This is a genomic window from Streptomyces armeniacus (assembly GCF_003355155.1).
In the GTDB taxonomy this organism is placed as follows: Bacteria; Actinomycetota; Actinomycetes; order Streptomycetales; family Streptomycetaceae; genus Streptomyces; species Streptomyces armeniacus.
The window spans coordinates 540,312-563,089 of sequence record NZ_CP031320.1 but is presented as its reverse complement, the minus strand read 5'-3'; the positions used below and the strand labels follow the sequence as shown (position 1 = coordinate 563,089).

General features: G+C 72.3%; 18 protein-coding genes. 10 read left to right on the top strand and 8 right to left on the bottom strand.

The window, feature by feature from the left end; translation table 11 throughout:
• Positions 1 to 49 precede the first annotated feature (49 nt).
• A complete protein-coding gene (locus DVA86_RS02390; protein ID WP_208875353.1) occupies positions 50 to 772 on the bottom strand; it encodes a TetR/AcrR family transcriptional regulator in 723 nt (240 codons plus the stop codon).
• Positions 773 to 956: 184 nt separating this feature from the next.
• Here DVA86_RS02390 and DVA86_RS02385 point away from each other — a divergent pair, with 184 nt between their 5' ends.
• From DVA86_RS02385 to DVA86_RS02360, 6 genes are read left to right on the top strand one after another with little or no spacing between them, the layout of a single operon-like run.
• Positions 957 to 2,663: a peptide ABC transporter substrate-binding protein gene (locus DVA86_RS02385; RefSeq protein ID WP_208875351.1), complete on the top strand. Its 1,707-nt coding sequence runs from the start codon at positions 957 to 959 to the stop codon at positions 2,661 to 2,663.
• A complete protein-coding gene (locus DVA86_RS02380) occupies positions 2,660 to 3,703 on the top strand; it encodes an ABC transporter permease (RefSeq protein ID WP_245996277.1) in 1,044 nt (347 codons plus the stop codon). Before DVA86_RS02385 ends, DVA86_RS02380 begins: the two co-directional genes overlap by 4 nt.
• On the top strand, positions 3,700 to 4,614 hold the full coding sequence (locus DVA86_RS02375; RefSeq protein WP_208875349.1) for an ABC transporter permease: 915 nt from the start codon (positions 3,700 to 3,702) through the stop codon (positions 4,612 to 4,614). Before DVA86_RS02380 ends, DVA86_RS02375 begins: the two co-directional genes overlap by 4 nt.
• The gene (locus DVA86_RS02370) at positions 4,611 to 5,645 is read left to right on the top strand and encodes an ABC transporter ATP-binding protein (RefSeq protein ID WP_208875348.1); all 1,035 of its coding nucleotides are present in this window, start codon (positions 4,611 to 4,613) and stop codon (positions 5,643 to 5,645) included. The genes DVA86_RS02375 and DVA86_RS02370 overlap by 4 nt, the downstream gene beginning before the upstream one ends.
• Positions 5,642 to 6,622, top strand: a complete 981-nt coding sequence (locus DVA86_RS02365; protein ID WP_208875346.1) for an ABC transporter ATP-binding protein — start codon at positions 5,642 to 5,644, stop codon at positions 6,620 to 6,622. Before DVA86_RS02370 ends, DVA86_RS02365 begins: the two co-directional genes overlap by 4 nt.
• 10 nt (positions 6,623 to 6,632) lie before the next feature.
• Positions 6,633 to 8,573 carry a prolyl oligopeptidase family serine peptidase gene (locus DVA86_RS02360; protein WP_208875345.1) on the top strand — a complete coding sequence of 647 codons (1,941 nt, stop codon included), beginning with the start codon at positions 6,633 to 6,635 and terminating at the stop codon, positions 8,571 to 8,573.
• 212 nt (positions 8,574 to 8,785) lie between these two features.
• Here the strand turns inward: DVA86_RS02360 and DVA86_RS02355 are convergent, their stop codons facing one another.
• The 6 genes from DVA86_RS02355 to DVA86_RS02330 all read right to left on the bottom strand — a co-directional run bounded on the left by DVA86_RS02355 (position 8,786) and on the right by DVA86_RS02330 (position 15,314).
• The gene (locus DVA86_RS02355) at positions 8,786 to 9,772 is read right to left on the bottom strand and encodes a pirin family protein (protein WP_208875342.1); all 987 of its coding nucleotides are present in this window, start codon (positions 9,770 to 9,772) and stop codon (positions 8,786 to 8,788) included.
• A 97-nt stretch (positions 9,773 to 9,869) separates the two neighbouring features.
• Positions 9,870 to 10,619, bottom strand: coding sequence for a GvpL/GvpF family gas vesicle protein (locus tag DVA86_RS02350; protein ID WP_208875341.1), 750 nt, complete (start codon positions 10,617 to 10,619; stop codon positions 9,870 to 9,872).
• A 142-nt stretch (positions 10,620 to 10,761) separates the two neighbouring features.
• Positions 10,762 to 11,982, bottom strand: coding sequence for an MMPL family transporter (locus DVA86_RS02345; RefSeq protein WP_208875339.1), 1,221 nt, complete (start codon positions 11,980 to 11,982; stop codon positions 10,762 to 10,764).
• A complete protein-coding gene (locus DVA86_RS02340; RefSeq protein WP_208875338.1) occupies positions 11,982 to 13,181 on the bottom strand; it encodes an MMPL family transporter in 1,200 nt (399 codons plus the stop codon). The genes DVA86_RS02345 and DVA86_RS02340 overlap by 1 nt, the downstream gene beginning before the upstream one ends.
• 193 nt (positions 13,182 to 13,374) lie before the next feature.
• Positions 13,375 to 14,754: an NADP-specific glutamate dehydrogenase gene (gene gdhA, locus DVA86_RS02335; RefSeq protein ID WP_208875337.1), complete on the bottom strand. Its 1,380-nt coding sequence runs from the start codon at positions 14,752 to 14,754 to the stop codon at positions 13,375 to 13,377.
• 173 nt (positions 14,755 to 14,927) lie between these two features.
• Positions 14,928 to 15,314, bottom strand: a complete 387-nt coding sequence (locus DVA86_RS02330; RefSeq protein WP_208875335.1) for a DUF2267 domain-containing protein — start codon at positions 15,312 to 15,314, stop codon at positions 14,928 to 14,930.
• Between the two features lie 360 nt (positions 15,315 to 15,674).
• Here DVA86_RS02330 and DVA86_RS02325 point away from each other — a divergent pair, with 360 nt between their 5' ends.
• The 3 genes from DVA86_RS02325 (at position 15,675) to DVA86_RS02315 (ending at position 20,743) form a co-directional block, all read left to right on the top strand.
• The gene (locus DVA86_RS02325) at positions 15,675 to 17,513 is read left to right on the top strand and encodes an MBL fold metallo-hydrolase (RefSeq protein WP_208875333.1); all 1,839 of its coding nucleotides are present in this window, start codon (positions 15,675 to 15,677) and stop codon (positions 17,511 to 17,513) included.
• Positions 17,514 to 17,748: 235 nt separating this feature from the next.
• Entirely contained in the window at positions 17,749 to 19,596 is a 1,848-nt protein-coding gene (locus tag DVA86_RS02320) for an alpha-amylase family protein (protein WP_208875332.1), read from the top strand.
• A gap of 106 nt (positions 19,597 to 19,702) precedes the next feature.
• Positions 19,703 to 20,743, top strand: a complete 1,041-nt coding sequence (locus DVA86_RS02315; protein ID WP_208875330.1) for a LacI family DNA-binding transcriptional regulator — start codon at positions 19,703 to 19,705, stop codon at positions 20,741 to 20,743.
• Between the two features lie 232 nt (positions 20,744 to 20,975).
• On the opposite strand, the gene DVA86_RS02310 is transcribed toward DVA86_RS02315, so the two are convergent.
• Positions 20,976 to 21,713, bottom strand: coding sequence for an SDR family oxidoreductase (locus DVA86_RS02310; protein ID WP_208875328.1), 738 nt, complete (start codon positions 21,711 to 21,713; stop codon positions 20,976 to 20,978).
• 93 nt (positions 21,714 to 21,806) lie between these two features.
• Between DVA86_RS02310 and DVA86_RS02305 the strand changes: the two genes are divergently transcribed.
• Positions 21,807 to 22,670 (top strand): LysR family transcriptional regulator, encoded by an 864-nt coding sequence (locus tag DVA86_RS02305; RefSeq protein WP_208875327.1) that lies wholly within the window; start codon positions 21,807 to 21,809, stop codon positions 22,668 to 22,670.
• Positions 22,671 to 22,778 lie beyond the last annotated feature (108 nt).

Genomic DNA, 22,778 nt, shown 5'->3' with positions numbered 1-22,778 from the left:
GGCGGGCCGACCGGCCGGAAGAGCGGCGGGAGTTGACGGGAGAGGGCGCTCAGCCGGCCGAGGCGGCCCGGCGCGCGCGTACCTCGACCGCGTCGAGAAAGAGCTCCACGGCATTGTCGAAGATCCGCGGGTCCCCGATGGAAGTGAGGTGGTCGCCCATGGAAGCGATACGCGGATACTCCTCCGCGGAAACGCTCCGGTACTCCACTTCCCAGGCCAGCGCGTCCCGGTTCCTGGCCTCGGTGTCCAGCGCGTGCAAGCCGGATTCCATGCTGGACAGCGAGCGGATCACATTTCCGAACACGCGCATGCACGTGGCCGCCTCGTCGGGCGGAAGACCGGCGCGCAGGAAAGCGTCCAGGGCGAATTCGACGTTTGAGAACTCCATGGGGCGGCGGGTCGTTCTGGCGGCCATCTGGAGAGCGAGCTGTGGATAGCGCATGTAGTGGTCGTGGATGTGGCGGGCCTGGGTGCGCAGATCGTCCCGCCAGGATTCGGTGGCCTTCAGCTCCCCGCCGTAAGAACGGGAGCGTAGGGTGTCCACCAGTTCCAGCACCAATTCGTCCTTGTCGCGGAAGTGCCGGTAGATCGACGTCGGGTGCGCTTCCAGTTCCTTGCCGAGGGCCTGGAACGTCAGCCCGTCGAGTCCTTCGCGCATGGCGATCTTCTCGGCCGCCTCCACGATCATCTCCCGGCTCAGGCTGTGCCGGGCCCGCCGTCCTCCCCGTGCGTTCTTCGCCGCCGGAGGCTTCCTGTCCTGGTTCGGGCTCATCAAGACTCTCTTTCGGTCGGCGAGACGGTCTCGTTACTCGGGAACCCTGCCGGAAACCCCGCTCACGAATCAAGTCAACACCATTGACTATCGAATTGTCGAAGACTCTTGCTAACCGGGTTCCCGCTCCATACGATGCCTCCATCGCGACCACCCGGGGCCGCCAGGAAGAAAGGTGATGGCGATGAGCCAGCGCACCGAACAGCCCGCCCGGAAGCCCGCCGGACCGAAGCAGGCCACTGTCGTATGCGGGGTGGCCCTGGCCGTGCTCGTCGCCGGATGCACGGGGTCGGACGGGACGGAGCCCGGCGCCGCGTCCCACTCCGCGGTCCCGGTGAAGAAGGGCGGGAACCTGGTCATCGGCGCCGAGGCGGAGCCCGACTGCGCCGACTGGATCTCCGTCTGCAGCGGCTCCATCTGGGGCACGTACATGATGAAGACGCAGACGATCCCGAAGGTGTTCGACGTACGGCGCAAGGGGCCGGACTGGGTGGCCAAGGCCTCCGAGATGATGGCCGAGGAGCCCGCCGTGGCCCCCGGTCGGCAGCAGAAGATCACGTACAAGCTGCACCCGGACGCCGTCTGGTCCGACGGGAAGCCCATCACCTCGGCAGATCTGAAGTACACCGCGCTGCAGATCCGCGACGGCAAGGACATCTTCGACAAGACCGGCTACGACAAGATCGCGTCGGTAAGCACGCCCGACGCGAAGACCGCCGTGGTGACCCTGAAGGAGCCCTACGCCGGGTGGCGCACGCTGTTCAGCGGCGACTACGGCGTCCTCCCCGAGCATCTTCTCGGCGGCAAGGACCGGCACAAGATCATGAAGGACGGCTACCGCTTCAGCGGCGGCCCCTGGAAGATCCAGTCCTGGAAGCGCGGCAGCTCCGTCACGCTGGTGCCGAACGACCGGTACTGGGGCCGGAAACCCACACTCGACAAGGTCACCTTCCAGTTCACGGCGGACACCGCCGCCGCATTCCAGGCATTCAAGAGCGGACAGCTCGACGCCCTCTACCCCACGCCCCAGATCGACGTGATGGAACAGCTCGAGGGAATGTCCGGCACCAACAAGCTGGTCGACCCCGACACGGGGAACCTCGAGGCGCTGTGGCTGAACAACGACGAGTTCCCGTTCGACTCGCTGCCGGTCAGAAAGGCCGTGGCCTACGCGGTCGACCGCGCCGCCATCGTCAAGAAGCTCTACGGTTCCCTGGGCGTGGAAAAGCCCTCCCAGAGCTTTGTGACACCGATGGTGGGACAGTACGGCGGAAGCGACTTCTCGAAGTACACCCGCGATCTGAAGGCCGTCGACCAGGAGATGAAGGGCGCGGGATGGCGTAAGGACAAGGATGGCCTCTGGGCCAAGGACGGACGTACGGCGGCCTTCACCCTTGTCTCCCTGGCCGGGAACAAGCGGCGCGAACTCACCGAGCAGATTCTGCAGACCCAGTTGAAGCAGGCCGGTTTCCGCGCGGCCATCAAGAACACCAGTGCCGCCGAACTCTTCGGAAAGCGCGCGCCCTCCGGTGACTTCCAGATGGGCCTGTGGACACTGATCGACACGTTCCCGAACCCGGCGCTCAGCAACACCTTCAGCGAGGTCTCGATTCCCACCGAGGAGAACGGCCAGTCCGGGCTCAACTTCATCCGCTCCAAGGTGGACGGACTGGACCCGCTGCTGCGCGACGTCGACCGGGAGCTGGACGAGAAGCGGCGCGCGAGCGCTTCGCTGAAGGCCGACAAGGTGATCGCCGAGAACGTTCCGTCGATTCCCGTCGGGACCGTGCCGAACATCCTGCTCTGGAACAAGCGCGTGGGAGGCCGTATCAGCCTCAACCCGAGCGAGGGCCCCTGGTGGAACCTCGAGGAGTGGGGCGTCGCCAAGTGAGCGGGCTGCCACGGCTGCCCGCACGGCCGGCGACGGGCGGCCTCCGCTCCCGCCGCGGCCAGGGCAGGCAGGTGCTCGGCTACGCGCTGCGCCGGCTGATCTACTCGGTGCCCGCCGTCATTCTGGCGTCGTTCGTCTTCTTCTGGGCGGTCCGCGCCACGTTCGACCCGCTGACCAAGCTCCGGCAGGCCCGCGACCCCGGGGTCGTCCGGCGCGAGGCCGCCCGGCTCGGCCTCGACCGGTCGGTCGCGGAGCAGTACTTCCTGTGGATGAAGGCGTTCGTCACCGGGGACTGGGGCGTCAGCACCAGGACCGGCGACTCGGCGCAGAGCATGCTCGCGTCCGCGCTCGGTACGACGGTCCAACTCGTCTTCTGGGGCGTCCTGTTCGCCGGGGTCCTGGCGCTGGCCATCGGCACGTACTCCGCGGTACGGAAGTACTCCCTCGGAGACCACGTCCTCACCGGCTTCTCGTACCTCGGGGTGGCCATGCCCGCGTTCTGGCTGGGGCTCATCCTCATCCAGCTGCTCGCCGTGTGGCCGAAGGAGCAGTTCGGCCTGGCACAGCCGCCGCTGTACTTCGTCGGGCTCCACTCGCCGGGCCAGAGCGGCGTCAACGCCGACTACTTCCGGCATCTGGCGCTCCCCGTGCTCACCCTGACCGTGAGTCTGATCGCCAGCTGGTCGCGCTTCAGCAGGGCGTCCATGCTCGACGCGCTCGGCAGCGACTACGTGCGGACGGCACGCGCCAAGGGCGTGCCGCCGCGGCGGATCTTCTTCCGGCACGCCCTGCGCAACTCGCTGGCACCGTTCATCACGGTCGTCGCCACCGACTCGGCGCTGCTCATCGGGGGCCTGGTGGTCACCGAGCAGATCTACGCGATCCCCGGCATGGGCCGGCTGTTCCTCGACTCGCTGCTGGCGGGCGACGTGTACGTGCTGCTGCCGTGGATGCTCATCGTGGCGGTGGCCATGGTCCTGTTCAATCTGGCAGCCGACCTCGGTTACGCGCTGCTCGACCCGAGGGTGGCCCTGCGATGACCGTCCCCTTCCTCCGGTCCGCGAAGCCCGCCGGCGACACCGGCACCACGCCGGTGACGGCGGACAAGAGCCGGCGCCGCCTCGTCGTCGAGGGCTTCCTGCGGCACCGGATCGCCGTCGTCGGCCTCGTGCTGCTGCTGGCCGTCATGGTGTGCTGCTACGGCGCCGAGTGGATCGCGCCCTATCCGCGCAACGACCAGAACATCCTGACCGGATCCCTCCCGCCCTCGTCGGAACACTGGCTGGGGACGGACGATCTCGGCCGCGACTACCTGAGCGAAGTCCTCTACGCGGGCCGCGTTTCGCTCACCGTGGGGCTGAGCGTCGCCGTGCTGTCCACGGCGGTGGGCACCCTCGCCGGCGCCGTCGCGGGGCTGCTCGGCGGCTGGGCCGAGGAACTGATCATGCGCGTCACCGACCTGTTCCTGATCGTCCCCGCGATCGCCCTCCTCGCCCTGGCGATGCAGGCCCTCAGCCCTTCGCCCGCGACCATCGTCCTGGTGCTCGCCGGCCTCGGCTGGACGGTGATCGCCCGCGTGGTGCGCTCGCAGGTCGTCAGCCTGCGGGAGAAGGAGTTCGTCGACGCGGCGCGGGTGCTCGGCGCGTCGCAGACCCGGATCGTCGTACGGCACCTGCTGCCGAACCTCCTCAGCGTGATCGTCGTCAACGTCTCGCTGGCCGTGGCGACCGCGATCATCCTCGAGTCGACCCTCAGCTTCCTGGGCTTCGGCATCCAGCCGCCCCAGTCCAGCTGGGGCAACATGCTCAACCAGGCGTCCGGGCTCGTGGGCACGTCCAAGTCCCACCTGCTGTACGCACCCGGCGGGGCCATCCTGCTCACCGTGCTCGCCGTCAACTTCCTCGGCGACGGGCTGCGGGACGCGTTCGACCACCAGGGGAGGCAGCGATGACCCTCGTCCACCCGGACGCCCAGGACGGACCACCGCCGTCCGGAGCCTCGCCGCTGCTGTCCGTGCGAGACCTGACGGTCGAGTACAAGACGGACGCGGGCTGGGGCACGGCCGTACACCGCCTGTCGTTCGACGTGGGCGAGCGGCAGACGCTGGCCGTAGTCGGCGAGTCCGGATCGGGCAAGAGCGCCGCGGCCATGGCCATCATGGGCCTGCTGCCCTCGTCGGCACGCGTCACGGGCTCCGTCCGCTTCCGCGGCCGCGAACTCCTCGCGTACACCGAACGGGAGATGCGTACGGTGCGCGGGCGCCACATCAGCGTCATCTTCCAGGACGCGCTCGCCGCGCTGAACCCGATGATGACGGTCGGGGACCAGATCGCGGAAGCGATCAGCGTCCACGACCCCGGTGCCGGACGGAAGTCCGTCCACGCCTCCGCCGCCGAACTCCTCGACCTCGTGGGCATCCCCGCGCCTCAGACGCGGCTGCGCGACTACCCGCACGAGTTCTCCGGCGGCATGCGCCAGCGCGTGATGATCGCGATCGGGATGGCGAACGAGCCCGACATCCTCATCGCCGACGAGCCCACCACGGCGCTCGACGTGACCGTTCAGGCCCAGGTCCTCGAGGTCATCGAACGCGTCCAGGAGCGCACCGGCACCTCCGTCCTGCTCATCACCCACGACCTGGGCATCGTCGCGGGGCTCGCCGACCGCGTCATGGTCATGTACAGCGGATGCAACCTCGAAGAGGGCTCCGCGGAGGCCGTCTTCGACCGGCCGGCGCACCCGTACACCCGGGGCCTGCTCGGCGCGCTCCCGCGCATCGACCGCCGCGTCCCGCGCCTCGTGCAGATCCCGGGCCAGCCGCCCGCGCTGGGGGAACGCGCCGCAGGGTGCCCGTTCCAGCCGCGCTGTGCCCACGTACGGCCCACGCTCTGCGGCACGGAGCCGCCGGCGCCGCTACAGCTCAGCGCGTCCCACACGACCTCGTGCGTGCGGGCGCCCCAGATCGAAAGCGAGCCGACATGAGCACCCCGGCAGTCGACGTCAGAGGGCTGGTGGCCGAGTACCGCTCCCGCCGCCGTACGGTCGGCTCCCCGGCCGTGCAGGCGGTGTCCGGCGTGGACTTCCGCATCGGCCGCGGCCGGACCCTCGGCCTCGTCGGGGAGACCGGCTGCGGCAAGAGCACCCTCGGCCGCTGCCTGGTCCGGCTGCTGGCGCCCGTCGGCGGACAGGCGCTGGTCAACGGGATCGACGTCGCCGCCGCCGACCGCAAGGCCGTACAGCGGCTCCGCAAGGAGATCCAGCTCGTCTTCCAGGACCCGTACTCCTCGCTCGACCCCCGGATGAGCGTGGCGGAGATCCTCGCCGAACCCCTGCGCATCCACGGCCTTCACCGGGAGCGGTGCGGACAGCGCGTCCGGGAACTGCTGGAACAGGTCGGCCTCGACCCCGACCACGCGCGCCGCTTTCCGCACCAGTTCTCCGGCGGCCAGCGCCAGCGCATCGGGATCGCCAGAGCCCTGGCGGTCGAGCCGGGCGTGCTCGTGCTGGACGAGCCGGTGAGCGCCCTGGACGTCAGCGTGCAGGCCGGCGTGCTCAACCTGCTGCACGACTTGCAGGAGGAGATCGGCCTCACGTATCTCTTCATCGCCCACGACCTGTCCGTCGTACGCCAGATCAGCGACGACGTGGCGGTGATGTACCTCGGCCGGCTCGTGGAGAGCGCCCCCGCGGACACGCTCTACGGCGCGCCGCAACACCCGTACACACAGGCCCTGTTGTCGGCGGTCCCCATCCCGGACCCGCGGGCGGAACGGGGCCGCGAGCGCATCGTCCTCCGGGGCGACGCACCGAGTCCGCTCAACCCGCCGTCCGGCTGCCGCTTCCGTACGCGCTGCTGGAAGGCGCAGGAGATCTGCGCGGAAACGGCCCCGCCCCCGCGGGAACTCGCCACCGGCCACCGGGTGGCCTGCCACTTCCCGGAGCCCACGAACCTCCCGTAAGGAGTCAGCAGTGACCCAGGACTGGAGCCGCTTCTTCGAGGCCCGGCAGTGCGTCTCCGCCCGCCGGGGGCGCGGCAGGACGGACGACCTCGTACTGATGGTCCACGACGAGCCGGACGGATCGACGCTCACGGTCTGGAACGCCGCGGAAGGCGCCGGCCGGCGCGTGCTCGGCGAATACGGAGACCCGCGCAACGCCGTCCTGACCGCCGACGGGAGGGCCGTCCTCAACCTCCTCGACGACAACGGTTCGGAGGTGGGCCACGTGTGGTCCCTTCCGGTCGACGGTTCCCCCGCCACCGACCTCACACCCGGACTGACGCCGTTCACGCTCAGGGGCATCGACGTCGCCCGCGAGGGCACGTACGCGGTGCTCACGGCGGTCACCGCGGACGGCTTCGCCCTGTGGCTGATCGGCACGGGGGACGAACGGCGCCCGCCCCGGCGCCTGTTCAGCTCGCAAGCAGAGGCCTGGAACGGGCTCATCTCCGCGGACGGCCGCTGGGCCTGCCTGGACACCACGGACCACAACCCGGGCATCCGGCGCTTCGCCGTGACCGTCGTCCCGGCCGGCGGCGACACCCCGGACGGCCCCGAGCAGGGCGCCCCGGAAGGCGGCACCGCCCCGCGTACGCTGTCCGACGGGCCGGCGGAGCCGGTCCGCGGCATCCGTTTCTCACCCGTGGCCGGCGACGACCGGATCCTCGTCGCCACCGAGCGGACGGGATTCATCCGGCCCTGCCTGTGGCACTTCCCCGACGGTTCACGCACCGACCTGGACGCCTCCCACCTCCACGGCGACCTGGTGCCGCTCGACTGGTCGGACGACGCGCGGTACGTCCTGCTCGTCCACGTCGACCGGGGCGTTCACCACGTCATGGAGTGGAATGTCCGTACGGGCGCCCTCGATCCGCTCGTACACCCCTCCGGCGCCTTCTTCGAGGCCGACATCGCCGACGCCCACCCGAACTACTGGGCGTCCCACTACGGGGCGGACGGCCAACCCCGGCTCCTCCACCAGCGCTTCGACCTCCCGCTGTCCATGCTCCGTGCCGACCGTGCCGCACATACCGTCACACCCGTGTGGACGCCCGCCCTCGTCCACCCGGGCACACCCCTGACGTCCCACACCGTCACGTCCCTCGACGGGACGACGGTGCAGCTGTGGGCCGGGCGCCCGCGCGGCACCCGGGAGCCGCTGCCGACCCTGCTGAGCGTGCACGGCGGTCCCCAACTGGTCACGGTGGACCGGTACACGCCCGAGGCACAGGCCTGGCTCGAGAACGGGTTCGCCTACGCGGCGGTCAACTACCGCGGCTCGCAGACCTTCGGACGCCGCTACCGCGAGGGCTTCTGGCACACCATCGGCGAGCGGGAGCTCGAGGACCTCGCCGCGAGCGTCGAATGGCTGGTCGCGGAGGGCATCGCCGACAAGGACAAGGTGTTCGTCTCCGGAGCGTCCTACGGCGGCTACCTCTCCCTGCTGTCCGTGGGCCGGCTGCCCGGACTCTTCGCGGGCGCCATGGCGTTCGTCCCCATGGCCGACTGGGCCGGGGCGTACGACGACATGAACCCGGCGCTCCGCGCCGCCTGGCGCTCGTTCTTCCGCATCACACCCGACGAGGACCCCGGGGTCTTCCGGCGCGCGTCGCCGATCAGCTACGTCGAACACGTACGGGCCCCCGTCTGGATCAAGACGGGCACCCACGACACGCGTACGCCGCCCCGCCAGGTGCACCGCTATGCCGAGGCGCTGGAGAACGCGGGCGGCGACGTCACGCTGGAGTGGTTCAGCGGTGGCCACGAGACCACCAGCCGGAACGCCGAACTCGCCGACCAGCGGCGGATCATGGAGCTGGCCGCCCGTGCCCTGCGCGGAGAACGCTGGGCGGACGGGGCCGTCACGCCCCCGCCACCCGGCTCAGTGGGCACCGGGCCGGGCGGAGGGTAGGCGGTCGCGTACGGGCACGGGTCACGCGGGGCACGGCGGCACCCGCGCATCAGCTGTCGCGGAAGAGACCAGTGAACGCGGTGACCTGCCGCGATGAGTGGCTGGTGGTGGCTGACCTGGGCGAATGGCCTTTCAGGTGTTTCACGTTCGTGCCGGCGCAGCAGGCTGACAGCCAGCATCACGGCCGTCAGCGCGTTGGCCGTCGTGGCAGATCAGCGCGTGCGGCCCCGCGGCTTGAGGGGTGTGGCCGGCAGCGTGGGGGCGGGCAGGGGCGGGCCGGCGTAGCCCTCGACCGTGCCGAAGCGGCGGCCCGCCGTCCAGTCCTCGCGGGCCTGCTGGATGTCCTCGGTGCTGCGCCCGATGAAATTCCACCACATGATCAGCTTCTCCTCGAACGGTTCGCCGCCGAGCAGCAGCAGTTCGCTGTCGCGGTCCGCGCGCATCCGCAACTCGCGGCGTCCGCAGCCGAGATACAGCATCGAGCCGCTCTCCAGCGGCACCTCGTCCACCTCGCTGAGGCCGGACATCGTCAGCACCGCGTACTCGAAGTCCGGCTCCACCGGCAGCCGTACGTCCGTGCCCGCCGCCAGCGAGATGTCCGCGCCGACCAGCGGGGAGTACGTACGTCCGGGGGAGGCCGCGCCGTCCAGTTCGCCGAGGATGACCGTCGCGCTGAACCCCGGGTGCCGTACGCCCGCGCCGCCGCCCTCGACCACGGGCAGCGCGGCGTGGTGCTCGAACGCCGGGTCGGTGTGCCGGTGCGCGTCCGGGAGCGCCACCCACAGCTGCGCGCCGTGCAGGAAGCGGGCGTGCTCGCGCGGCGACTCCTCGGAGTGCGCGATGGCGCGGCCGGAGGTCATCAGGCCGAGCTCCCGCGGCCGTACGGTCTGCAGCGAGCCGAGGCTGTCCCGGTGCAGCACCTCGCCCTCGTGCAGCCAGCTGACGGTCTGCAGCCCGATGTGCGGATGCGGCGGCACCTGCATGCCCGGCTCGTCGGCGATGTCGTCGGGGCCGTAGTGGTCCACGAAGCACCAGGCCCCGACCATGCGGCGGCCGAGGTTCGGCAGCAGCCTGCGGACGACGGTGGACTCGCCGAGCGGCACGCTGCGCGGTTCCAGCAGTTCCCGTACGGGACGTGCGGCGACGTCCTCGCGTCCGCCGCACTCCGCCCGCGCCGGACGCGTATCGAGATTGCTCACGTCAGCTCCGCCTTTCCCGCCTGGCCGTTCATACGGGACCGCTCCGGCCCGTACCGGCCATCATCCCCCGGCGTCCGGCCTGGCGGCGGCGCGGGGTTCACCGGCCCGCGTGCCGGGCGGCCGCCGCGGGGGAGGTGACGAAGCTGTACGGGGGCAGCGGCCCGGCCACGCGCAGGTTCAGCTGCGGGTTGCGCTCCTGGAGCGTCCGTACGGCGGAGCGCAGCGCGTCGCAGCCCTCGCGCGGCAGCAGGAAGCAGAGGTTCACGAGGGAGGAGTCGTTCTCCGGGCCGGGGCAGTGCCGTTCCGCGCAGGGCGACAGGGCCTCCTCGACGAGGGCGGCGTCGCGGTCCTCGCGGGCCCGTACGGCCTCGGCGATCATCGTGCCGAGGCGCAGCCGGTCCTGGTGGCTGCCGCCGCCCGCGGCGTGGTTCGCGCTGCTCAGCGCGTGGATCTCGGGCTCCTCGGTGATCACCTGGTGGAGGAGGGCGTCCTGCCGGTGTGCGGCCTTCACATTGAACTCGACCCGGCCCTCCAGCTCGTCCAGCTGGGCCAGATAGTGCTCGGCGTGCTCGGCCAGGGCGTGCCGGACGGTGTCCTCGTCCCGCGAGACGCTGCCGAACCGCAGCGGCAGCACCACCTCCGCCGCCTCCGCCGTCGACAGCACGTGCTGATGGGCCATCAGGTGGTGCCGTTCGGGCCGGAGCCCCGGCGGGCAGTCGCTCACGAGCGCCGCGAGGGGGCCCTCGCGCAGCGCCCGTACGGGGCGCGGCGGATCGCCGACGCCGTCCATCCGCTCGGGGAGCGCCGGATGACCGGACCGGGCGACCCCGTAGACGTACACGCTCACTCCGGTTCCTCCTTCCGGCGGCGGACCGCGTCCGAGTGCCCGGCGGGTACCGCGCCTCCGCCCGCCCAAACGGCCGCCTGAGAAAGGTCCCCAGGCGCACCCCGGGGTCCATCCTCAGGCGCCGTACGGCGGCGGGCGCCGCCTACCGGACCCGGCCCGGCGCCGGCTCGCGCTCGGACCCGCCCGTACGGGACCCGGGCGACCCGGGCCCCGGCCCCGGCTCCCGTACGGCCGCACCGTCCCGCCGCTCCTCCGGTGCCGCCGCCTGCTCGCTGAGGCCGTAGCGGGCGTGCAGCCGCCGCAGCGGACCGGGCGCCCACCAGCACGCGCGGCCGAGCAGCCGCATGAACGCGGGGAGCAGCACGCCGCGGATCAGGGTGGCGTCCATCAGGATGGCGAGCGGCATGCCCAGGCCCAGCGCCTTCATGTAGCTGAGCCCGGAGGTGATCATGACGATGAAGACGAGGGACAGGATGACCGCCGCGTACGTGATCACCTTCCCGACCCGTTCCAGGCCGATCGCCACGGACAGCCGGCTGTCGCCGCTGCGGTCGTACTCCTCCTTGATCCGGGACAGGATGAACACCGCGTAGTCCATCGACAGCCCGAAGCCCAGCGCCGCCACCATCACGGGCACGGACCAGGTGATCGCGCCGGTGTTGATGAAGTCGCCGACCAGCCACCGCAGATGGCCGTCCTGGAAGACGAAGACCAGCGCGCCGAACGTCGCCGACAGGCTCAGGGCACTCAGCAGCATCGCGACGAGCGGCAGGATGACGCTGCCCGTGAGCAGGAACAGCAGCACGTACGTGCCGACCGCCAGGATCGCCAGCGACACCGGCAGCTTCTCCGCCACCGTGTCGAAGGTGTCGACGGAGACGGCGGGCTGGCCGCCGACGATCACCCCGCCGAACGGGGACTCCGCCGCCCGTACGCGGTCCACCACGTCGCCGCCCTCGGACGACAGGCCGTCCACGGCGGGCACCACCGAGAGGTAGGCGCTGTCCGCGGAGGCGTACCGGGCGGCGAAGCGGCCGGGCGGCACCGTACGCTCGCCGCCCGCGTAGCTGCCGGTCAGGCCGTCGACGCGGGCGACCCCGTCGAGGCCGGAGAGGTGCTTCGCGTACGCGTCGAGGTCGCGCCGCCGGCCGTCCGGGTCGCCGATGCCGCGCGCCACGACCTGCATGGCCTGGGCCTCGCGGCTGTCGAACCCGGCCCGTACGTCCTGCGCGACCCGCGCCGACTGCGTGGACTTCGGCAGCATCTGCTCGTCCGGCAGCCGCATGTTCAGGTCGAGGGCGGGCGCCGCGAGGACGCCCATGAGCGCGAGGACGCCCAGCATCAGCGGCACCGGCCTGCGCATCACCGTGACGGCCAGCCGGTGCCACGCGCCCTGGCCGCCCGCGGTGTCCGCGCCCGCCTCTGCCGTGTCAGCCCCGGCTGTCGGCGCCGTGCCGGGCCCTCCGGCCGTGCCCGGCCCTCCGGCCGTGCCCGGCCCTCCGGCCGGGCCGCCCGTACGGTGCCCGGCGCGCGCTTCCGTACGAGCCGCAGCCGGTCGATCCGCGGGCCCGCCCACGCGAGCATCGCGGGTACGACGACCAGCGTCGCCGCTGCCGCCGCGAGCGTCGTCGCGGTGCCGCCGACGCCGATGGAGCGGAGCATCCCGAACGGCATCGCGACCAGCGACAGGAACGCCACCGCGAGCGTGACCGCGGAGAACGTCACGGTGCGGCCGACCGTGCGCATCGTGGCCCGGATCGCGTCCGGAACGGGCGTGCCCTTCGCGGTGTGCTCGCGGTAGCGGGTGACGAACAGCAGGCTGTAGTCGATGGCGAGACCGAGCCCGAGGAACGTGCAGATGTTCACGATGAGGTTGTTCGCCTCGAAGAAGTGCGTGAGTCCCCAGAGCAGTCCGAAGACCGTCAGCATCGTCGCCAGGGCGACCGAGAGCGGCACCATGGCCGCCACCACCGAGCCGAAGATCAGCACCAGCACGATCAGGACGAGCGGGAAGACGAGCGTCTCCGCCTTCGCGGCGTCGTCTGCGGCGCGCTCCACGCTCTCGTGGTTCATCAGCGCGTTGCCGCCGAGGGTGACGTCCAGGCCGTACAGCGTGCCGGTGTACTCCGCGCGCAGCTTCGCCACCCGGTCGTTGACCTCGTCGAAGTCGCCCAGGACCCGGCCGCTGACCAGCGCTTCGCCGCCGCTCCCGGAACGGAGCGCGGGCGCCCTGTCCAGCGACCAGTACGACACCACGTTGCGCACCGTGTCCTCGGCGGCCAGCCGCTCCGTGAGCCGAGTACCGGCCCTGGCGGTGGCCGGGTCGTCCAGCCCGCGGGGCGCCCTGACCAGGAGGGTCAGATTGGGTTTCCCCTGCCCGAACTCCTTCTCCAGTACGGCGTCGGCCCGCGCCGCCTCCGTGTCCGGACTCTCGTAGCCGCCCATGGTCAGCCGGTCGTTCAGACCCATCGACAGCGTGCCCGCACCGAGCACGATGACCAGCACGGCCAGCAGGGTCCCGCGGGCCCTGCTGATGACCAGGTTCGCCAGTCGGTCGAGCATCGTCGCCCCTCTCCCGTGTTCCGCTCTCACACGTGCATGAGGCGGGCGGGAGCGCGGAATGTGACATCGGAGAGGGCGGGGAGGCGTACGTCACACCGCGGCCGCGGTCGGTACGGAGCACGCGCGTACGCGGCCCGTACGCCGGACCGTCAGACCGGGCTCAGACCGGGCTCGGATCAGGCTCAGGCCGGGATCAGATCAGGCCCTGCGCCAGCATCGCCTCCGCGACCAGCTCGAAACCCGCGATGTTCGCGCCGACCACGTAGTTTCCCGGCGAGCCGTAGCGCTCCGCCGTGTCGTGGCACGAGTCGTGGATGTGCCGCATGATCTCCGCCAGGCGCTCCTCGGTGTGCGCGAACGACCACGAGTCGCGGGACGCGTTCTGCTGCATCTCCAGCGCGCTGGTCGCCACGCCGCCCGCGTTGGCCGCCTTGCCCGGCGCGAACGCGACGCCCGCCTCCTGGAACACCCGCACCGCCTCCGGCGTGGCCGGCATGTTCGCGCCCTCGGCCACGGCCTGCACCCCGTTGCGTACGAGGGTCACGGCGTCGTCGGAGGTCAGCTCGTTCTGGGTGGCGCAGGGCAGCGCCACCTCGCAGGGCACCTCCCAGAGCCCGCCGCCGGCGACGAAGCGGGCGTCCCGGCCGCGCCGCCGCGCGTACTCCTCGACGCGGCCGCGCCCGTTCTCCTTGATCTCCTTGAGGAGGTCCAGGTCGATGCCCTTCTCGTCCACCACGTAGCCGCCGGAGTCGGAGCAGGACACCACGGTCGCGCCGAGCTGCTGCGCCTTCTCGGTGGCGTAGATCGCGACGTTCCCGGATCCGGAGACGACGACGCGCCGCCCGTCCAGGTCCTGGCCGCGGCTGCGCAGCATCTCCGCGGTGAACAGCACGCACCCGTAGCCGGTGGCCTCCGTACGGGCCTGGGCGCCGCCCCAGCCCACGCCCTTGCCGGTGAGCACACCGGACTCGTAACGGTTGGTGATGCGCTTGTACTGGCCGAAGAGGTAGCCGATCTCGCGGCCGCCGACGCCGATGTCACCGGCCGGCACGTCGGTGTACTCGCCCAGGTGCCGGTGCAGCTCCGTCATGAACGACTGGCAGAACCGCATCACCTCCGCGTCCGAGCGGCCCTTGGGGTCGAAGTCGCTGCCGCCCTTGCCGCCGCCTATCGGCATGCCCGTCAGCGCGTTCTTGAAGATCTGCTCGAAGCCGAGGAACTTGACGATGCCGAGGTTGACCGACGGGTGGAAGCGGAGCCCGCCCTTGTACGGGCCGAGGGAGCTGTTGAACTCCACCCGGAAGCCGCGGTTGACGTGGATGCCGCCCGCGTCGTCGGACCACGGCACCCGGAAGATGAGCTGCCGCTCCGGTTCGCAGACCCGCTCGACGATACGGGCGTCGACCAGTTCGGGACGCTTGGCGAGCACGGGGCCCAGGGTCTCCAGGACCTCCCGTACGGCCTGGTGGAACTCCGTCTCGCCGAGGTTTCGCCGCAGGATCTCGGCGTAGAGCGGTTCGATCACGCGCGTACCCGTGTCGTCCTGCGTGTGCGGTCGAGGTGTGGTCGCCATCTGTGCAAGCCCTCCACGTGGGGTGCTACGTCGCGGCGCCCCGCGGACACGGGACCCTGGCAGAGCTTAGGCGGTGCGCGTCGGCACCCCCTAAAGCGGTGCGCAGTGGGCACCCGCGTGCGGCGGTGCCCGCGCGCCGCGGCGTACGACCGGCCGCCGAAGGAGGGCGGGGTTCAGTCGGCCAGTTCGGGGTGGCCGAAGAAGGCCGCGTAGCCGGAGGGCAGGCGGCTGATCACCTTGTTCAGCTCACCGCCGGTGACCTGGTCGGCCACGGCCGTCAGCACCGTACGGGCGTACTCCTCGGCCGTCTCCGTGTCCGTGCCCAGCAGGGCGGCGATGTGGGCGCAGAACTCCTCCACGCCCCACGTCTCCGACCGGGCCGGGGCCTGGGCCAGGACTTCCGCGAGGGGCGGGGGCAGCTGGTCGCCCAGGTGCTCGGCCGCCTCCGGGGTCAGGCGGCGGCCGAGGGCGGCGATGACCGCCTCGGCGACCTCCTTCGCTTCCCCGGATTCGTACGAACCGCGCTCGCGGACGGTGGCCACGAAGGCTTCGTAAGGCATATCGGACTCGCTCATCTCGCCGGGGTCAGGTGCATCGCGAGGTACCACCGCCGGGCCGGCAGCAAACCGCGGCACCCGCCGTACGGCCCACGCCGGCCGGCCGCGGGCGCGGGCATCCCGGAAACCCCGCGCCCGCGGCCTCTCTCCAGCGGGCCGCTCACCCGGACGGCCCGGGTTCCCCGCGCTGCGGCGGTAAACCCCCGAGTGGTGCGCGGGCCCGCGGGCGGGGGGAGCGGGCGCCGTGTCTTGACCCCGGCCACGGCACCTGGCACCGTTCCCAGCTGGGATCGATGCCATAGAGCGGCGCAGTGCCCGTACGGGTGCCACGGAGCGCCGCGGCAGGGCGGACAGGGGCGGGAAGTGCTCATCGGCAGTGACGTGTTCCTCTTCCGGGACACCTGCAACGTCTACGTGCTGCGGGCCGGCCGGCAGGCCGTCCTGATCGACTTCGGCAGCGGCGATGTCCTCGACCACCTCGCCGACTACGAGGTCGACGAGGTCACCGACGTGCTCGTCACCCACCACCACCGGGACCAGGTGCAGGGCCTGGCCCGCGCCGCCGCGGCCGGCATCAGGATCTGGGTGCCGCCCGTCGAGCACGACCTCATCGCCGAGGTCGACGAGCACTGGCGCACCCGCCGGTTCGACAACGACTACGACGTACGCCAGGATCGCTACTCCCTGCTCGAGCAGGTGCCCGTCACCGGCACCGTCGCCGAGTACCGCACCCGGCGGCACGGGCCCCTCGACGTGTACACGCTACCGACACCCGGCCACACCGTCGGCTCCGTCAGCTATCTGGTGGAGCACGGTGGCCGCCGCCTCGCCTTCGTCGGCGACCTGGTGCACGGCGAGGGCCGGCTGTGGTCGCTCGCCGCGACCCAGTGGGCGTACACCGGCTTCCACGACCTCGCGGGCCGGGAGGGCGTGGCGGCGACCGTACTGTCCTGCATGCAGCTCCTCGCACACGAGCACCGGCCCGAGCTGCTGCTGCCCTCGCATGGCGAGCCCGTGACCGACCCGCCGCGCGCCGTCGACCGGCTCCGCACACACCTCCAGGAACTGATCGACAGCCGGCGCCGCGAACCCTGGGACCCCGAGCGCATGCTGCACCGGCCGTGGCGCGAGGTGACCCCGCACCTGCTGCGCAACACCACGTCCATGGCCAACTCGTACGCCCTGCTGTCCGACCACGGCACCGCGCTGCTCCTCGACTTCGGCTACGACCTGACCACCGGCCTGGCCGGCGGACAGGACCGCTCCGCGCGCCGCCCGCTGCTCGCGTCCGTCGAGGCGCTGCGCCGCGACCACGGCGTCGACCGCGTCGAGGTGGCCCTGCCCACGCACTACCACGACGACCACGTCGCCGGCTTCAACCTGCTCCGCGAGGTGCACGGCACCTCCGTCTGGTCGCCCGCGCACATCGCGCCCGTACTGCACTCGCCGACACACTGGGACCTGCCCTGCCTGTGGTACGACCCGATCCCCGTCGACCGCGAACTGCCGCTGGACACGCCCGTGCGGTGGCGCGAGTACGAGATCGGGGTGCACGACCTGCCCGGCCACACGCTCTACGCCGCCGCCTACTCCTTCACCGCCGACGGCCGCCGCGTCATCGCCACCGGCGACCAGCAGAGCACCGAGTGGGAGCCGGGGCTGCGGCCCGAACTGCTCAACTACCAGTACCGCAACCGCTTCCGCATCGACGACTTCACGCGCAGCGCCGAGCTGTACCGCGACTTGCGCCCCGAGTTGATGATCAGCGGGCACTGGCAGCCGTTAGAGGTCACCGACGCGTATCTGGACATGCTGCTGACCGAGGGGGAGCGGCTGGCGCGGCTGCACCGCGAAGTGCTGCCCCGGGACGTCGACTTCGGCGCCGAGGGCTTCGGCGCGCGCATCGCGCCGTACCGCAGCGCCGTCACGGCCGGCGGCACGGTGCGGCTGGAGGTCGAGGTGCTCAACCCGTTCCCGGGGCCCGAGAACGCCGAGGTGCGGCTGGCCGTACCGGCCGGATGGGCGGTCGAGCCGGACACGGCGCGGTTCGGGATCGGCGGGCACGCGGAGACGGTGACGACGTTCCTCGTACGGGTGCCCGCGGACGCGCCGGCGGTGGAGCGGCACCGCGTGGCGGCGGATCTCACCGTGGGGCGCATGCGGTTCGGGCAGCAGGCGGAGGCGCTGGTGAGCGTGCGCTGAGGGGCCGTCAGCGGCATGGAGGCGTGCCGCTCGCACTCGTCCGCGCACGGTCTGCACGCGGGACGGCCGTGTCAGCCATGACCCGCGGCCTGGCCTGGGCGAAGGGCGGTCTTGACGGGTCTGCGGCAGGCTGGCATCGTTCCCAGCTGGGATCGATGCCATATGCAGTGACCTGCTACAGACGGGAGTCGGCCGTGTCCACCGATACCGGCGGCAGTGCCGCCGTGGTCGTCCGATGAGCGGCGCGTCGGCGCCCGCCGTCACCGCACGGCGGCTCGGCGACGGTGCGGTCGAGGTCACCGCGCCCGCGTACCGGCTGACCGTGGCGGCCGACGGCACCACCGCCCGCCTCGCCGCCGCCGGTCCCGCGGGCGGCGGCCACCCCGTCGAACTCCAGCTGCCCGGCGCGCTGGACCAGATCGGTGTGCCGGACGAGACCCTGTCCGTCGCGACGCCCCGGCTGGAGACGGCGGCTGCCGTCCCCGTCGTCACCGTCGACCGGCGCAGCACCGCCTGGGAGCACGCCGAGACCCGTATCGCCTGCACCGCCGCCGGGCCCGAACTGAGCTGGCGCGTACGCGGACACGGCAGGCTGGACGCGGTGGCGCTGCTCGCCACCCGCTCCGCGCTCGGCGCCCGCGGCAGCGGGCTGCGGCCCAGCGGCCACGCCTGGCACACCCTCTTCACGCCCAACCCCGGGCCGCCGCGCAGGCTGCTGCGCGGCGCGGGCGAGAGCGCGGTGATCGGGGCGTGCGGTGACGCGCGGCCGGGGCGCGGCCACTGGTTCTTCACGCCTGCGCCGCTCTGTCTCGCCCTCACCGAGCGGTCGCCGGCGGACACCGCGGACCCCGCGGGCGCCGGGCCGGAGGACCCCGCCGGGGACGGCGCCGCGGCCCGGCGCTGGTGGACCGTCGGGCTCGGCTCGCCCGTACGGGAGCAGACGTTCACGCAGCTCGAGTACGTCCCCTCCGACCACGGCTGGCACCTGCGCTGCGCGTACGAGGGGCATACCGCCGTGGACGGCGACTTCCGCACCCCCGCGGTGCTGGTCTCGCCCGGTCACCCCGACCCGTACGCCGGACTGCGCGCGCACCGCGCCTGGCTGGCCGGCCACGGCTGGGCGCCCCGGGTGCCGGACGAGGCCGGGGCCCCGGAAGACCCCGCCTGGTGGTCCGAGCCCATGTTCTGCGGCTGGGGCGCCCAGATGGCGCGGGCCCGTGACACCGGCACCCCCGCGCCCGCGCTGAGCACCCGCGCCGAGTACGACGCGCACCTTGCGCATCTGGAGGCGCACGGGCTCGTCCCCGGCACCGTGGTCATCGACGACAAGTGGCAGCGCTCGTACGGCTCCTGGGAACCCGACGAGGACAAGTGGCCCGCCCTGCGGGAGTGGATCGCCGCACGCCACGAGCGCGGTCAGAAGGTCCTGCTGTGGTGGCGTGCCTGGGCCACCGAGGGGGTGTCCGACGAGCTGTGCGTCCGTACGCCCGACGGCACACCCGTCACGCTCGACCCCGGCAACCCCGAGGCCCGCGCGCTGCTCGCCGCGAACGTCTCCCGGATGCTCGCCCCGGACGGGCTCGGCGCCGACGGCCTCAAAATCGACTTCACCGCCGACACGCCCTCGGGCTACTCCCTGTCAACTCGCGGCAGCACATGGGGCATCGCGCTCCTGTACGATCTGTTGGCCACGATCCACGACGCGGCGAAGGGGGCGAAGCCGGACGCACTGGTCATCACGCACACCCCGCACCCGGCCTTCGCGGAGGTGACCGACATGATCCGGCTGAACGACATGCTGCGACTCGACGACCCGGACCCGTACGCGCCCGTCGTACCGCAGATGCGGTACCGCGCGGCCGTCGCCGCGGCCTCCTGCCCGCAGCTGCCGGTCGACACCGACGACTGGTGTGCGCCCGATCGCGAGCAGTGGCGCGGCTACGCCGCCGCGAAGACGGAGCTGGGCATCCCGGCGCTGTACGTGGCGACGCACCTCGACCGTACGGGCGAGCCCCTCGAGGAGCGCGACTACGCGGCGCTGCGCGAGCAGTGGGCCCGCTGGCGCGCGGGCCGCCCGCGGTGAAGCCGCCGTCGGCGGCCGGACAGGCACCGGTCCGGATGTCACCCGTAAGACCGGCACCGGCCGAACTGTCACCGTTGAGGCTGTCACCGAGGAAAGAGCGGGGTTGATGGGCAGGGACGCGCACGGCGGCAAGGGCAAGCGGGCACGGCCCCGCGTCACGCTGCGCGAGGTGGCGGAGGAGGCCGGGACCTCCCGGTCGACGGCCTCGCGGGCGCTGGCGGGGCACGGCTATGTCGCCGCGGGTGTCAAGGAGCAGGTCGAGGCCGCCGCCGTACGGCTCGGCTACGTGCCGGACGTCTCCGCGCGCAGCCTCAAGGGCCGCTCCAGCGGGCTCGTCGGGCTGCTCGTCTCCGACCTGCGCAACCAGTTCTACGCCCTGCTCGCCGCCGGTGTGGAGCAGACCCTCGCCGCCGCCGGCCACCAGATGGTGCTGGTCGACGACCACGGCAGCGACAAGCAGGCGCTGGAGGGCGCGCGCGCCTTCCTGTCCATGCGCGCCGCGGGCGTGCTGCTCGCCCCGGTGGGGCGGAGCGCGACCGGCCTGCTGGTCGAGCACGGCACGCCGGTCGTCGAGGTCGACCGGCGGTCCGGCGTACGGGGCTGCGACGCGGTGACCATCGACAGCGAACGCGGCGCGCGCGAGGCCGTGTCGCACCTGCTGGAGCTCGGCCACCGGCGCATCGCGGTCGTACTCGACGAGACCATGTGGGACACGGGCATGGGCCGCCTCAAGGGATACCGTGCGGCTCACCGGGAGGCCGGGGTGCCGCTGTCCCGGCGCCTGGTTCTGGACCTCGGGCTGCGCCCGGCCGACCCGCAGGGCGACGTCGCCGCCTTCCTGGACGCCAACCCGGGCATCACGGCGGTCTTCGCGGCGAACAACGTGGTCGCCGAGGCCGTCTGGCAGGAACTCCAGCGCCGCGGGTGCGCGGTGCCCGAGGACTGCTCCGTCGTCTCGTTCGACGACCTGACCTGGATGCGGATCGTGGAGCCGGGGCTGAGCGCCGTACGGCAGCCCGTCTACGAGATGGGCAGCCGGGCCGCCGCGCTGCTGCTGGAGCGGATCTCCGGCGAGCGGGGGCGGGCGCGGACGCACACGCTCGAACCGGAGCTGGTGCGGCGCGGCTCGACGGGGCCTTGTTCCTGACCTTGCGGCGTTCTTGACCTTGCGGCGTCGGGCCCGTTCGTTCCGGACCGGGCCGAGCCGAGTCCTGTCCAGCCCGTCCGGCGTTTGAGGACGGCCCTCGGGCACCGCGTGGGTGCGTCGTGCCGCGGGCTGCCGGGCCACTTGCGGCTTGTGGCCGCCTCGGTTCGTCCTCAATCGCCGGACGGGCTTGATGTGGTTGCTCTCTCGTCCTCGGACGGGGAGTTGGCGGGGGTCACCAGGGGATGGCGCCGCCGTCCTCGAAGAACGAACCCGTCGGGCCGTCGTCCGGCAGCGTCGCGAGGCGGAGCGCCGTGGCCGCGCCCTGCTCAGGTGTGCGGGGGCCCTGGAAGCCGGTGAAGTCGGTCGCGACCAGGCCCGGGCAGGCGGCGTTGACCAGGATGCCCGTACCGGCCAACTGCCGCGCGTACTGCACAGTGACGGCGTTGAGGAACGACTTCGACGGCGCGTACGCCGCCATGACCGGGCCGACCTCGGTGTCCGGGTCCGACTGCCGGGTCAGGGAGGCGACGGAGCTGGAGACGTTGACGATGCGTGGCGACGCCGAGCGCCGCAGCAGCGGCAGCATCGCGTTGGTCACCCGGATGACCCCGATGACGTTGGTCTCCACGACCGCGCGGACCACGTCGAGGTCGAGTGTGGTCGGGTCCTGGGCCCACCCGGGCCCCGTCTCTCCCGAGACGCCTGCGTTGTTCACCAGGACGTCCAGGCGCCCGGACCGCCGTTCGACCAGTTCCGCGGCGGCGGTGACGCTCCGGTCGCCGGTCACGTCCAGCGGCACCCCGAACGCGTCCGCCCCGGCCGCGCGCAGCTTCTCCACCGCGGCCTCGCGCCGGGCCCCGTCGCGGGCTCCCACCCCGACGCGGTAGCCGAGGGCGCCGAGCCCGGTGGCGATCTCGTATCCGATTCCCTTGTTCGCGCCGGTCACCAGCGCGGTCTTCGTTTCGCTCATGCCGTGATGCTCACTCGCGGGTGAGCGGCGCGGCCAACACCGATACGGTGCGCTGTGATACCCGGCAGGTATCACCGGGGTACGCTGGCGGCCATGGACGCCTTGGAGACCCGCGAGTTGAGGTACTTCCTGGCCGTTGCCGAGGAACTGCACTTCGGCCGCGCCGCCGAGCGCGTCGGCATGGCGCAGCCGCCGCTGTCCCGGGCGATTCAGCAGCTCGAACGCCGCCTCGGCGTCACCCTGCTGACGCGCAACCGCCGCGGCGTCTCCCTGACCGGCGCCGGAGAGGTCCTGCTGCACGAGGGCCGCGCGGCACTCGACGCGGCCACCGCCGCCGCCCGCCGTACGCGTCGCGCGGGCGGCGCCGACCGTCCGGGCGGCTCTCCCCACCGCCTGGTGCTGGCGGTGAAGGCGGCCGCGTCCCACGAGCTGCTGCAGAAGCTCCTCGACGCCTACGCGGCCGAGCCCGGCGCCGCCGAGGTCGAGGTGCTGCCGAGCGGCACGTGTGAGCAGGAGGAGATGCTGCGCGACGGCCGCGCCGATGTGGCGCTCATGCACAAGCCGTTCAACTCCCTCGCCGGGTTCGACAGCGAGGAACTGCTGACCGAGGGGCAGATCGCCGTCCTGCCCGCCGGGCACCCGCTCGCCGCGCGCAGGACGCTGTCCCTGGCCGAAGTCGGCGACATTCCAGGTCTTCCGCTCGCCCGCTGGTCCCGCCACGGTGTGTTCCCGCCCGGTCCGGGGCCCGAGATCCACGACCAGACGCAGCTGGCCCAGCTGATCGCCCTCGGGCGTACGGTCGCCGTGTTCCCCGACTCCGCCCGCGCCTGGCTGTGGGCCGAGCACGCCGCCGTACCGCTGGCCGACGCACCGCCGGTCGTCACGCACATCGCGTGGCCCGCGCACAGCCGCTCGCTCGCCCTTGCCGGGCTGGTCCGTACGGCCACGCGGCTCTGACCCGTACCGGCTCGTCGTAACTCCCGGGGCCGGGCTGCCCCGTCTCACCGCGGTGCGGCGCGCCCGCGCGGTGGCCGAGGGCCGTCCTCAATCGCCGGACGGGCTTGC